The 14,831-nt window shown below is 60.6% G+C and carries 2 protein-coding genes and 2 pseudogenes; 3 read left to right on the top strand and 1 reads right to left on the bottom strand.

The features are described from left to right. Positions 1–36 precede the first annotated feature (36 nt). Positions 37–270 (bottom strand): hypothetical protein, encoded by a 234-nt coding sequence (locus FY156_06125; protein ID UXS01098.1) that lies wholly within the window; start codon positions 268–270, stop codon positions 37–39. Between the two features lie 187 nt (positions 271–457). Here FY156_06125 and FY156_06120 point away from each other — a divergent pair. The 3 genes and pseudogenes from FY156_06120 to FY156_06110 all read left to right on the top strand — a co-directional run bounded on the left by FY156_06120 (position 458) and on the right by FY156_06110 (position 14,830). Beyond that, a pseudogene (locus FY156_06120) lies at positions 458–976 on the top strand (cell wall hydrolase). 1,827 nt (positions 977–2,803) lie between these two features. After that, positions 2,804–4,681: pseudogene (locus FY156_06115) on the top strand (hypothetical protein). A gap of 1,548 nt (positions 4,682–6,229) precedes the next feature. Continuing rightward, complete coding sequence (locus FY156_06110; GenBank protein UXS03040.1) at positions 6,230–14,830, top strand: PLxRFG domain-containing protein; 8,601 nt, start codon at positions 6,230–6,232, stop codon at positions 14,828–14,830. Position 14,831 lies beyond the last annotated feature (1 nt).

Below are 14,831 nucleotides of genomic sequence, written 5' to 3'. Positions count from 1 at the left end.
TGTCACACCATAAAAGGGGTGGCAGCGTTTCGCGTGTCACTCAATCGTAGATAGAACAAAGCCGTGAGCCGCAACCATTTGATAGTCGCGCATAAGCGGGTCTGTAATAATGACCAGCTCGTCCTCTTTATCTATGGTGAAGTTACGTAGGACTTCATCAGGCAAAGGGCGCGCAGGATCTGCTAAAACCGCCTTGCCGCGAAATTGATCTTCACTGTCTGGATTAGCGATGTAGACGTCCCAGCGCTGGTTCGGGATTTTATCTGTCATGGTATTTCTCCTAACGATTCCAAGAACTCGATTGTGCACCTTTGCCTTTGCAAGTCGACGTGGGAGGCCAAGCAATCCACAGGTGTTGAACACATTGAAAAAACCGCAGAAACTCAATCCAACTTCCAATTCGATGCGGTTCAAACTATAAACGGATCATCACGTCCGCGCATGAGTGCGGCTCTCGATCAGGAGCCCACGCATGCCCATCGTCCTTGGTCTCGGCGACAATGCCGAGTGGAATGATCCTCTCAACCTGTACGGCGGTACAACGCCCGGGCTTTCTCCTCAAAACGATACAAAACCATCACTGCCTGCAGGCATGTCGCAGCGCGATTGGGACGATACGGTAAACACCGTTATCGCCGAAGCTGCAGGCGAGGGTGACGACGGCATGGCTGGCGTTGCGCATGTCATCCGCAATCGATCGAATATCCGTGGCAAGTCCATTGGTGATGTGGTGCGCGAGCCAGATCAGTTCACCGGTTACGCCCAGCCAGGCGCAAAGGCCGTCGAGGCTATGCGCGATCCTGCGATGCGTGCTCGAGCTGAGGGCATTCTCCGCAGCGTGCTGACCAGCGACGGCCCAGATCCGACCGGAGGCGCGGATCATTACCATGCCACGTCGGTCAATCCGTATTGGGCATCGTCGATGCCGCAGACGACGAAGATCGGCGAGCACGTCTATTACAATTCCAAGAGTGGAAAGCAGGGCAAGGAACCGTCAACATCGACGGCGTTCGTGCCAGAGCAAGACCCACTTGGCCTGTATGGCCCGAAGGGGCAGTTCAAGGATCTGCTGCAGGGTGATGAGGGCAAGTCCAGCGCGCCCAACCCGAACGGCAAAGGGCTGGCCCGGTTGGTGCGTGAGCCAGAGGACGCGCCACGCGGTACCGGCGGCAAGCTGAACTTCGTGCATGCCGGACAGGAGAACATCGACCCGCAGTTCGCATCGATCCTCTCCGAGACGTCGAAGGCCATGGGGCGCGACTTCACGATCAACTCCGGGTACCGCTCGCCCAAGCATCGCGTCGAGGCGGCAAAGGCGAACGGACCGGGTGAGCATTCTACAGGCAAGGCGTCGGACGTGTCGATGAAAGGCATGAGCGAGCCAGAGCGGCAGCAGCTCGTGAGAGAGCTGTATGCGCGTGGTGCTCGTAGGTTCATCACCTACAAAGACAGCCCGGACATGCTGCACGTCGACATGAAGGATCAGACCGGCAAGGGTACGCCGTGGTTCATGTACGACCGCAGCAACCGGAATATGCGCAGCGCACCGGCATGGTTTCAGGAGGTGGCAGCGAACCCGGGGGCGGCAGGTGAGGCGAAGGGCATCGTCGCTGATGCTGGTTTCAAGGCCAGCGACCCTCTCGGCCTGTACTCCGGCGGCGCAAATCCCATCGAGCAGGATGCAGTCAGTGCGGCCGAGACGCGCCGGTTGACGGAAGAACAGGCCAAGGCCGATGCAGAGCGCAAGGCCGCTGAGGCTGAGGTGACGGCCAACAACGCCACGGTCGAGAAGACGCTCACCGGCCTCGAGGCAAAGGAACCGGGCAGGTACCGCGAGATCTCGGAGAGCGAGCTTGGCGCGTGGCAGGAGCAGTGGGACAAGGAGAACCGCGCGAGCGGCACGGCTGGCGACATCGTACGTCGCTGGGGTGCCGGAGCCAGTGGCTCGAGCCAGTCGCTCGACAACCTCGGCAACCTGCTGCTCAACAGGGTACCAGGTGGAAAGCTCATCAACGACGCGCTGGACGGGATCGATAGGTGGATCGGCGGCGGCACCAGCAGCGATGAACGCCTGCAGCAGAGCATTGACCGTCAGAACGCCACGCTTTCGCCAGAGGGTGAAGCAGCTCGAGACAAGAAGTGGTGGGACGAAGAGAACAGCAGGCTGGGCGATGCGTGGACCGATCCGCGCAGCTACATCGGTGCGATCGCTGAAAGCGGCCCGTCGACAATCGCCAGCATGGCACCCGCCGGCTTGGTTGCTCGGGGCGCATATCTTGCGACACTGGCGCAAGGCGCGACGACTGAGGTCGCGGCAGCAGCAGCGGCAAAGGCTGCAACACTGGCAGGCGGCATCACCGAGGGATTGTTGGGCGGTGCAGACGCCGCAAACTCGGTGCGCCAGAAGATCGCGGAAATGCCGCGTGAGCAATTGGTGCAGTCGGATGCGGTCAAGCAGCTCGTTTCGCAGGGCATGTCCGAGGATGACGCCATTGCAGCGGTGAGCAGCGATGCGCAGATGCAGGCTCTCGTTACGGCAGGTGTCGTCACCGGCGCATTCGGTGGCATGGGCGACCGTGCACTGGCGAAGATTGTTGCCGAAGGCGTTGAGGGCGGCGTGGTCCGTCGCGTCGCCACTGGCATGACGCGTGGCGCGATTGCGGAAGGCTTGTTTGAAGAGGCCCCGCAGAGCGTAGGCCAGACCGTCGCCGAGAACGCAGCAATGCGCCGCGTCAATCCGGATCAGGAGCTGACAGAAGGTCTCGGCGAATCCTTGGCATCTGGTGTGGCTGTTGGCGGCGCGATGGGCGGCGGCATGGGCGGTGCTGGCGGCTTGGCCCGTCCTCGTCGCGGTGCAGGTGCAGAGCAGTCTGCGCCGCAGGATATCGAAGCCCCTGAGGCAGAACCAGACAACCGGGGCCCGCTGCGCCGTGCTGCAGATCATGGTCAGCAGCGCGGTTCCGAACGTGCAGCGGCGGCGGATGCCGGTGCGCCGATCGATGGCAGGCCGGCCACCAGAGCCACGGTGCGTGTCGAGGCCGAAGGCATCGAGCCGTTCATGGGCACGGTTGAGAGCTACGAGGGCGATGAGGCCGTCGTGGTCGATTCCGGCAGTGGCGAAGTGTACCAGGTGCCGCTCGCCAACATCACGCAGATCGCGCCACCGATCGAGGACTATCGTTTCCCCGAGCGGTCTAGCGATGGCATGCCAGAGCAGTCTGCAGATCCTGCGCTCGAGCCGATGGCGCCAGTGGCGTCTCAGGTCACGTCAGAGGTTCCGCCACGCTCCGAAGACAAGCCAGCAACCGAGATGCGCCCGACGCGGCCACAGCCCGGACAGCGTGTCATTGTCGATACGCCAGAGGCAGGCAGGTTCGCTGCGCGCATCGAGCGGTATGAGAACGAAGGCAACGAGGCTCTTGTAGTCGATGACAAGGGCAATCCGTATCAGGTGCCGACGACGGCGTTAAACGTCAGCAGCCTTACCGCGGCACAGGTCGAGGCACAGGATCTCGAGCGCAATCCACCCATCGAGCGCGAGATTGGCGATGCTGGCCCAAACAGCCGCAAGATCGGCGGCAAGACTGTTGTCCTCCCCGATGACAACCACGCAGCGCTCTATGACCTTGCCCGCGAGCAGATCATGGCAAAGCGGCTGGGCGGCACGTCACAGGTCGACATGGACAACGTGCTGCCTGCAGAGCGCAAGAGGCTTGCGGATGCACTCGGCGTGAAGGTCTCCGACCTCGCATCGATGGCAGATGATTACCGGTACCGTGCAGAACGCGCAGCGAAGGATGCTCGCTCGACGTTGCCCGTGAAGATGCATGCGCTGAATGACCGGCTGTTGAAGCAGCGGCAGGCGGCGAGGGCGAAAGAGGCGGGTGAGGCACAGCCACAGGCCGCAGACGACGGCGCGAGCTGGTGGGAGGTTGATCTCACAGACCCAGACCGCAAGCGCATTCTGGCTGAGGCTGGGGTGAAACGGCCAGAGCGTACGCCATGGGCCAACATGACGCCTGGCATCAAGAAGAAGCTGCTCGATGTACGTGATGCGCAGCGCGCTGCAGCGGAAGATGTCGCGACGTTGGCGGGTGAAACTCCGACGACGACGGAAGCCGCAGCAAACGAGGCCGCAACGTCGCCCACCAATGACCTGCCAGAGCCCACACCAGCACAGAAGGAAGCTGGGAATTACAAAGTAGGCCGGTTGAAGCTGGGCGGCTTAGATATCTCGGTCGAGAACCCCGCAGGATCGCAGCGCAAGGGCGTGTCCGGATCTGGTAAGGCGTGGTCCGTCGATATGAAGAGCCATTACGGCTACATTCGCGGTACCGAAGGCCGGGACAAGGATCACATCGATATCTTCGTGCGTCCCGGTACCGAGACACTGGACGATTCCGCGCCGATCTTTGTCGTCGACCAGAAAGACCCAGCCCGGGGTCGTTTTGATGAGCACAAGGTAATGGCTGGCTTCGACAACGAGGCACAGGCACGTGCGGCATATCTCGAAAACTACACCGCCGACTGGAAGGGTCTCGGCGATATCAGCCAAACCACGCTTGGCGACTTCAAGACCTGGCTGAAATCCGGCAAGACGAAAGACCCGTTCGCGCCGAAATGGTTTGCGTCGCAGGACAAAGCAGACGCCTACGTGGCGAAAAACAAGATGGGGCAGACCCATGAGGTTGTTCAGCGTGGTAAGCGCTTCGAGGTCTTGGAGCGTAGCCGTACCACTCCGCCGGTGCTGAGTGCCAAGGGTGGCGAGATTGACCCGAGCGCGTACCCCTGGACCGATGTGTGGAACAGCGAAGCCGATGCGATCTCTGACGCACTGAGCCGTATAGCCGAGGTGAATGGCGGTGACACGCCGATCTCTGACGCGATCAAGGCCAAAGTCAGTAACAAGGCTCTGCTCGAGCTGATCCAGACGCGGTGGGGCGAGGGCGGTGCCGGCGGCAATCGTTACATGATTGAGACCCGTAAGGGACCCTCAGTCACGATCACGCTCGAGAAAGACGGGGGTAACGAGCGTATCGTGCTGCGCGGCAAGGATCTCGCCGATGCTGTACGGAAGGAATTCGCGGTCTCCCTCGAGGACATGAGGCGCGAAGCGGCAGCGCGTGAGGCCACACCGCCAGCCACACCAGCACCGGTGGAGCAGAAGCCCAAGCCGAAGAAGGGCAAGGCTCCCGACAACCTCGCCCGACTTGAGAACTACTTCCGCCCTGGGCGTGATGTTCCGGGTTACGGCGGACCTGATCGTGTAATTGGCTTTGACCGCGGCGGACCTCGCGGATGGAATGTAACGGTTGCCGAGATAAAGGCAGACGGCTCGCTCGATCGAGAGCGCAACCACTCGACGCAGCCATCCGAGAAGGATCTGGCACGGTGGGAGCGTGATAATCCGGTACCGGAAAGAACGGCGGAGAAACCCGCCGCGGCTCCTCAGAAGGCTAAACCTGCGGTCTCCGAGAACAAGCTCTTCACTGACGACGCCGCGGCGAAGGCGCGTGAGTTGCTTCGGAAGAAGCTTTCCGGCAATACCCTGAACAGCGGCATCGACCCGGAGCTGTTGCAGGCCGGGATCACACTTGCAGGCTACCACATCGAGAAAGGGGCGCGCACCTTTGCCGCATACGCTTCGGCTATGCTGGCGGACCTTGGCGAGGGGGCGCGTCCTTACCTCAAATCGTGGTATATGGGTGTGAAGTACGATCCACGCGCTGCAGCCTTCGACGGCATGTCGAGCGCAGCGGACGTAGAAGCCGCCGACGTAAACACCTTCACCGGAGCCGAGAATGAACCTGCAGAACTGGATCGAGCTGGGGCGCCAGCACTGGAAAGAGTTCCTGCCGAAGAGGTACAAGGAGCTGAAAGTGGCCGGGACGCTGGACGAGGCGCTGAAAGACGCAGCGGAGCAGACGTATCTGGAAGCCGACCAGCTCGAGCAGAACGGGTTCCAGCCGGACGAGGCGTGGCAGATGGTGAGGGGGAATTACCTCTTGCTTCCGCCGGAAGGCAGCCAGCAGGCAGAAACGACCAGCCAGACGTCTCAGGATCTGATGAGCGCCGCACGCAGCGGTCAACGGACAGTCGCGATCGAGTAACCGAGACCAGCGTTGCGTCTGTACCGGCACAGCAGCGGCCTACCGATTACGTCATCACGTCCGAAGACGGATTGGGCGAGGGCGGGCAGAAAGCCAAATACCGCGCCAACGTCGCGGCCATCGAGCTTGTCAAAAAACTCGACGAGGAGAAGCGGCCGGCAACCCGCGACGAACAGGCTGTTCTCGCAAAGTGGGTCGGCTGGGGCGGTCTGCGCTCTGCATTCCCGCGTGAAGATGGCAGCGTTGCCAAAGGCTGGGAGCGCGAAGCAGCACAACTCAAGGGTCTGCTGACCAAAGAGGAATTCAGCGCCGCCGAGTCCTCGACGCGCAATGCGCATTTCACGTCTCCCGAGATCGTGGATGCAGCGTGGAGCATCGTGCAGCGTCTCGGCTTCAAGGGCGGGCAGGTTCTCGAGCCTTCGGTGGGTGCTGGCAACTTCCTTGGTCTGATGCCTGGGGATTTGCGCGGCCCATCGAATGTGACCGGCGTAGAGCTTGATCGCATCACCGGTTCTATCGCCAAGCACCTCTATCCGAACGCCAACATTCAGGCCCCTGTCGGCTTTGAGAAACTGACCGTTCCCGATTCATATTTCGATCTGGCGATCGGCAACCCGCCGTTCGGTTCGGAAAAGCTCTATGACAAAGAGCGCACGCACCTCAACAAGCTGTCCATCCATAACTTCTTCTTCGCCAAGGCGATTGAGACTCTGCGACCAGGTGGCGTGCTTGCCATGGTCGTGACGAACCGTTTCCTCGACGGCCAGTCCGCCTCGGCGCGCAACATGATCCACGCCAAGGCGGATTTCATTGGCGCTATCCGACTGCCGAATGACGCGTTCCTCAAGAACGCCGGTACCGAGGTCACGACGGACATCGTCATCCTGCAGCGCCGCGAGAATGGTGCTGCGCCGAAGTCGAGCGATTGGCTCGAGGTCGTGGATTATCGCGGCAAGGACGGCAATTCCGTGCCGTTGAACAAGTATTTCGCCAACAACCCGGAAATGATGGTGGGTGACTTCGGCGCATATGGCACGATGTATGGGCCTGATGAGCCCGCGCTCATTGCCCGAGGTGGACAGGATACCCCGGCAGAGCTGGCAAAGGCCGTCGAGAAACTGCCGCGAGACATCATGGCAGAACCGGGTGCTGCAAGGGTGACAGAAACTGTCACCGTCCCTGAGACCGTTACCGACGTGCAAGTCGGCACCATGTTTGCCGCGCCTGATGGCACCATCCACCTGCGTACCCCCGATCACATCGGCAACGCCACGTCGCAGGCCGTTACTTTCTCCAACGACACCGCGAAAGAGCGTGTGTCCGGCATGATCCGCGTGCGTGACGCCTTTGCGAAGCTGCGCCGCGCTCAGATCAGCGAAACGGCAACGGAGCAGCAGATTGAAAACCTCAGAAAAAGGTTGAACAGTCTGTACGATGGCTTTGTAAAGTCTAATGGTCCTGTCAATTCGGACGCAAATAAGCGTCTGTTCCGCGATGATCCGACGTGGCCGCAGATCAGCGCGCTCGAGCAGAATTTCGATAAGGGTCTCAGCGCGGGCATGGCAAAGAAAACGGGCGAAAAGGCCCGTCCTGCCACGGCTGACAAAGCGGCTATTTTCAGCCGTAGGACACAGCAGCCATACCGCCGCCCGACCAGCGCGAGCAGCGCCAAGGATGCTCTTGCAACGGTCCTGAACGACTATGGGCGTATCGATCTCGAGGCGATGTCGCGTCTCTACGGCAAGCCGGTCGATGCGATTGTCGACGAACTGGGCCCGCTCGTATTCAGAACACCGACCGGCGCGTATGAGACGTCTGACCAGTACCTCTCTGGCAACGTGAAGCAGAAGCTTGCCGAGGCTGAGCGAGCTGCAGAGCAAGATCCGGAGTTCCGCCGCAACGTGAATGCGCTGCGCGATGTCATCCCAGCCGATATCGAGGCAATCGACATCGATGTTAAGCCAGGCGCACCATGGCTCCCGGCATCGCACGTTCAGGACTTCATCAGCCATATCGGCCAAGGATCGATCAGGCCGAAAGTGTTCTATTCCGCCGCGAACGCGAAATGGGACATCGAGGTGCCGCAGGTCACGCCGGCGGCGCAGGTGCAGTGGGGTACCGATCGCGCACCGGTTGGAACAGTGTTGAGCGCCGTATTGAACGGCCAGACCATCACGATCAACGACCGCACCACGGATGGTAAGTCCGTCGTCAACCAGGCGGCTACAGACGCCGCCAACGAGAAGGTGGAGCGCGTCAAGGCAGAGTGGCGCAAGTGGTTGTGGCAGGATGACACCCGCCGCGATGACTTGGCGCGTCTCTACAACGACACGTTCAACACCGACGTCATCCAGCAGTTCGACGGCTCGCACCTCACGCTCCCGGGCAAGGTGGGTGATGACATCATCGAGCTACGCCCCAGCCAGAAAAACTTCATCTGGCGCACGCTGCAGAGTGGTACCGCGCTCGCCGATCATACCGTAGGCGCGGGCAAGACCTTTGCAGCCATCGCATCCGTCATGGAGAAACGCCGCACCGGGCAGGCTCGCAAGCCGATGCTCGTTGTGCCCAATCACCTTGTCGGTCAGTGGGCTGCAGATTTCGTCCGTCTCTATCCCGGTGCGAAGGTCCTGGCTGCGACAAAGCAGGACTTTGAGAAAGACCGCCGCAAGCGGCTGTTTGCCCGCATCGCTACGGGCGATTGGGACGCTGTGATCGTCGCGCATTCCTCATTCGGTCGTATCGGCATCGATCCGAACTATGAGGCGCAGTTCATCCAGCAGCAAATGGATGATCTTGAGGCCTCACTGGCAGAGGTGCGACGTGCGACGGGCGCTAAGAGCCGGAACGTCGCACAACTCACCAAATGGCGCGATAACCTCAAAGCCAAGATGGAACGCCTGCTCGATTCCGGCAGGAAGGACGACGGCCTCACCTTCGACGAGCTGGGTGTTGATGCGCTCTATGTCGACGAGGCGCACGAGTTCAAGAACCTCGCTTATTCCACGTCGATGCAACGTGTGGCAGGTCTCGGCAACATGGCCGGCAGTGCCAAGGCGGCAGACCTCTACATGAAGTCGCGTTTCGTGCTCGAGCGCACCGGCGGCAATAACGTTGTCTTCCTCACCGGTACGCCATTGTCGAATACGATGGCCGAGATGTTCACAGTTCAGCGTTACCTCGACGAGAAGGCGCTGCGGGCCATGGGTGTGTCGCACTTCGATGCCTGGGCGCGTGTGTTCGGCGAAGTCGTCACCGATTGGGAGCTTTCACCGTCCGGACAGTACCGGCTCAACAGCCGGTTCGCGAAGTTCGTCAACGTGCCAGAGCTGATGCAGCGGTACCGCAGCTTTGCCGACGTCATCACCAATGACGACATCAAGGCGCAGCTCGCAGCTCAGGGCAAGAAATTCCCGTTGCCGAAGGTGAAGGGCGGAAAGCCCACCAACGTGGTTGTCGAGCGTTCGTCCGATCAGGCCGCATTCATCGGTGAGGGCAAGTCCGACGACGCCGGGAACCTCGTGTTCCCGCGTGGCTCTCTGGTATGGCGGGCGGAGAACCTGCCCAAGAAGGCCGAAAAGGGTAAAGACAACATGCTCAAGGTCATGTCTGACGCCCGTAAGGCGGCGCTCGACATGCGCTTGATCGACCCGAATTATCCGGATCATAAGAAATCGAAGGTTCACCGAGCCGCAAATGAGATGAAGCGGATCTACGACGCGACGAAGGAACAGCGCGGCACTCAGCTCGTGTTCATCGACCTTTCGACGCCGAAGAAAGCGCAGGCTGCAGAAGCGGCACGCCTTCGTGACCTGATGGAGAAGGCCGATAACGGCGATGAGGCCGCAATCGAGGCGCTGGACAAGGTTTCGCCCGACGAGCTGCTGGCGCTCGAGAGCACATTCTCTGTCTATGATGATCTGAAACAGAAGCTCATCGATCGCGGCATTCCGGAAGCGGAGATCGCGTTCATCCACGACGCCAACACCGAGACACAGAAGGAAGAGCTGTTCGGCAAGGTCCGTTCCGGCCGTGTCCGCTTCCTGTTTGGCTCAACGGCGAAGATGGGTGCGGGGACCAACGTTCAGAACAGACTGGTGGCGCTGCATCACCTCGACGCACCGTGGCGCCCGTCTGACCTCGAGCAGCGCGACGGGCGGGGCATCCGCCAGGGCAACGAGCTGTATGCCGCCGATCCGGAAGGTTTCGAGATCGAGATCCTTCGGTATGCCACCAAGAACACGCTGGATGCGCGTCAGTGGCAGACAATCGAGGCCAAGGCCCGCTTTATCCAGCAGATGCGCAAGGGTGATATGAAAGCCCGCGAGATCGAGGATATCGCCGGTGAGGCCGCAAACGCCGCTGAGATGAAGGCGGCAGCGTCCGGTAATCCGCTGATCCTCGAGGAGATGGACACCCGCCGGAAGCTTCGCCAGCTCGAGGGCCAGTCCGTCGAGCATGACAGAGAGCAGCACCGCATCAAGGGCAAGATCCGTTCGCTCGAGGAGGAAGCAGGAAAGCTTCGTTCCGGTATGGCAGCGGTTCAGGCCGACGCCGAGCTTGCCAGCAATGCGCCGGCGGAATTCGCCGGTACCATCAACGGCGAGGCGTTCGACAAGCGCAAGGAATTCGGCGCGGCCATCGTCTCGGCGATGCGCAAGGAGCTGATCGACAAGGAAGGTGTGCGCGAGATCGGCGAGTATGCCGGTTTCAAGATCGGCATCGAACCGATGGGTTACGGCAGGGCATTCAACGTCACCATCAATGGCGGCAAGGAATACCATGTCCCGGTCGATGATGCGTCCGACGTCGATGCTGCAGGTCTGGCAACCCGCATCGCCAACACTGTGAAGCGTATCGCCAACCAGCCAGATCTCGACAAGGCGCGTATCGCTGAGATTGGTACCCAGACACCCGCGCTCGAGAAGCAGATCGGCGCATGGATCGGTACGCAGGATCTCGCGGAGACGTCGGAACGCCACCGTCGACTGCTGGATGCTCTCAAGCCCCAGCCCAAGAGCGCCACCGCAGCGAAAACGGTTGAGAGCGGGGAATACGACGCTCCGATCGCAAACAAGCGTCCTGACCCCGTTGAGACCGGCAGCGCGAACGACCTGTTGACCGTTGGCCTGCCAAGCGCGCCTTCCGGTACCGCGATCTTCAAGTGGGCGAAGGACACCATTGCCCGGTTTGGGAAGAACGGCCACGAATACCTCATGGCCGTAGATGACGACGGCAGCATTGTCGAGTTCGGTACCGCGAAGAAAAAGGCCGCAACCGGCATCAATAACACCCTGCTGGGCGCGTTGATGAACCCGGACCGTCGCATTGTCGTATTCCATAACCACCCATCGAGCGGCCCTCTGAGTGTCGCTGATCTCACGATGCTCGCACTACCTGGTCTCCACTCTGTATGGGCATTCGGCAAGGACGGCATGCAGATGCGAGCCGCACTGACGCCAGAGGCCGATGTCTTCGTGCAGGCGTCTACCGACCACAACGGCGTGGTGAGGGCTTGGAAGAACGAGTTGGCATCTGCGCTCGAGGATATCGACGCGTTTCTGCGTCCTCTCGTCGAGCGGGGCGAGATCACGGCTGAGATGGGCAATGAGGCCTATCGCAACACGGCTGCAATCGTGGCTGATAAGGCCGGGATTATCGACATTTCCAGCAACAACAAGTATGATACGTCCGCCATCGAGGGCTTGGAGGCCAGGCTCGATAAATTGGCGGTCGCGCTCAAGGGACAGATCAGCGATGGCACAGCAGCAGGCACAGATCAGAGGGTTTCACGACGATCCCCCCGCGACGTTCGACACGTTGCAGAAGTGGAAGGATTGGCACGCCTCGGTGAGCCAGTGGTCGCCCCGCGATCCGGACCGGCAGGCCTATCTGAAACAAGCACGCCAAATTATCAGAGAAAAGAGCGCAGACCAGAGCAACAGCCAGGTCGAGCCCAACGCGTAACGCAGTCTCGCGTCGTCGAGGAACTGCGCGGTAAGCTGATCGACATTCAGCCAACCCTCCTGAAAACCATCCCGCTGAACTATTTCAACGAGCTTGCCCGTTCCAACATGACGGCAGTCGCCGATTATCTGCGGGTAAAGCGCCTGATGGATGCGTTCAGAGGCACGAAGCACGCTGAGGCGGACGCCATCGCACAGGATTGGCTGAAATACACCCGTCTTGGCTTTGCCGGGAAGGACAAGGCCAAGGCGCAGGAACTGGCAGACCTGATGCATGATGCCACCATTGCCGGTGTCGACCCGTCGCGTACCGACGAAGAGACCCGGGCGATCGCCGGTTACGAGCATCTCCGCAGGCGGTATGTCGCAATGCCGCCAAAGGGTAGAGCGCTCTTCAACGAGGTGCGGGACGCCTATCTGGCGCAGGCTGAGGAGCTGGACGACATTCTCCTCGACAACGTACGAAAGGCGCAGGAAATCGCGCAGCGCAACGCCGAGGATCGCTACAAGCGTACGCTGCAGAAGATCAAGGACGTAGGTATGACCGGCCTTGATCGGAAGAAGGCAGAAGAAGACGCGGCCAGCTCGTACAAAACCGAAACCACCAAATCCAATTGGGCAGCGAAAGCACGTCTGACCCGGATGCGTGTAGCGTTCGAAGCCAGCCGGGTGCAGCCGCCATACTTCCCGCTGGGTCGCTTCGGTCGATACTTCGTCACGGTGCGGAACATCGACGGCGCTGTCCTCAGCTTCTCGAAACATGAGAGTGTGGCAGAACGAGACCGGATGGCGCGCGAACTGCGCAACGAGTACCCAGCCGGTAAGGTCGAGGTGGGTGTGATGGAGGCGGGCAGCGATCTCCGGAAAGCCATGGACCCGCGCATCGTTGCCGAGATTGAGGAAATCCTTGGCGGTGCAAACGTCAACAGCGACGTCATGGACCAGATCTGGCAGCGTTACCTCGAGTCGATGCCGGACCTGTCGACCCGCAAGCGCTTCATACATCGTAAGGGGACGTCTGGGTACAGCAAGGACGCGCTGCGCGTGTTTTCGTCCCACATGTTCCATGCCGCTCACCAGATGGCCCGCCTAAAATACGGCCTCGAGCTGCAGGAGCTGGTGAACCAGACCGTCGACCAGGCGAAAGAAGCTGACGATCAAACCCGCGCCATGACCTTGGCGAATGAGCTTTCGAACCGGCACAATTGGGTGATGAACCCGACCGGCAGCAAGGTTGCGCAAACCATGACCAGCACGGCGTTCGTTTGGTACCTGGCTGCATCGCCTGCAGCGGCACTGGTGAACATGACACAAACTGTCATGCTCGGCCTGCCGGTGTTGGCGGCGAAGTTCGGCGGGTTCAAGAATGCTGCTGCAGCGATTGGCAAGGCGTCCGCCGATTCATTCGCCGGTCGCGGTACCGTCGTTAGCGAACGCCTCAGCCGCGACGAGAAGAACGCAATGGCAGCGTTCTACGAATCCGGCCTGATCGACCGCACACAGAGCCACGATCTGGCCGGTGTGGGTGAAACGGGCGTCGAATACACCCCGCTGCGCGCCAAGGTCATGGAGAAGATCTCTTGGGCCTTCCACCGCGCCGAGGTCTGGAACCGTGAGGTGACGGCGCTGGCGGCATATCGCATGGCGCGTGAGGCAGGGCAGAACATGTCCGATGCGATCGACACCGCCCACGATCTGACGTGGAAGACGCATTTCGACTATTCGAACAGCTCGAGACCAGCGCTGCTGCAGAACGACTTCGCCAAGGTCGCTCTCGTCTTCCGCCAGCACAACATCAACATGCTGTACCGCGTCATCCGCGATATTCATCAGTCGGTGAAGGGTGAGACGCCGCAGGCCCGCCGTGAGGCGCGCTATCAGCTGGCCGGTGTCCTTGGCATGATGACCGCTATGGCGGGTGTGACCGGCACCATGGGTTTCAGTGTCGCCATGATGCTGGCAGGGGCTCTCTTCGGCGACGATGACGATCCGATGGCGTTTGAGGATAAGTTCAAGGCTGACGTCGTTGACGTTCTCGGGCCAGAGCTGGGTGGTATCCTGCTGAACGGTGCCCCCGGCCATTATCTCGGCATCGACCTGTCCTCACGTATCGGCATGCCGGATCTCTGGTTCCGTTCTCCGTCGAGGGAACTGCAGGGGAAGGATGAATACCAGTATTGGCTGTCGCAGAGCCTTGGTGCGACCGTCAGCCTTGGCGAGCAGCTCTATACCGGCTTCAAGGTTATGACCGGCGATGGCGATATTGCTCGAGGTATCGAGATGATGGCGCCAAAGGCGGTTCGTGACCTGATGAAGGCGTATCGTTATTCGCAGGATGGCTTGGCAACGATCGGCAAGGATCAGATCCTCGAGAAGGATCAGATCGACGCTACCGATATCGTCGCCCAAGCCCTCGGTTTCTCACCCGCGAAAATCGCCGAGACTTGGGAACGCAACAGCGCGCTCAAGAATGCAGAGGTGAGGGTGAAGCAGAAACGTCAGCGGCTCATCAACAAATGGGCAATGGCGACGATGGCTGGCGACAAGGAAACGGCCGGCGAGGCGCTGGACGGCATCAAGGCGTTCAACTCGGTGAAGGTGCATGCTGGTTTCCCGATCACGCAGGAAACGCTCAAGCGCTCGATCAAGACGCGCGCGACCAATGCCGCAAAGCGGGAAGATGGTGTGTTGATCGGGAATAAGGCTCTCGGATCGGCACTGCGCGATAGGCTGGCCGATCCGATTTATCGGTAAG

This window comes from Agrobacterium tumefaciens (assembly GCA_025559845.1).
In the GTDB taxonomy this organism is placed as follows: domain Bacteria; phylum Pseudomonadota; class Alphaproteobacteria; order Rhizobiales; family Rhizobiaceae; genus Agrobacterium.
The sequence above is the reverse complement of the archived record's forward strand: the minus strand, read 5'-3'. Positions and strand labels throughout refer to the sequence as shown.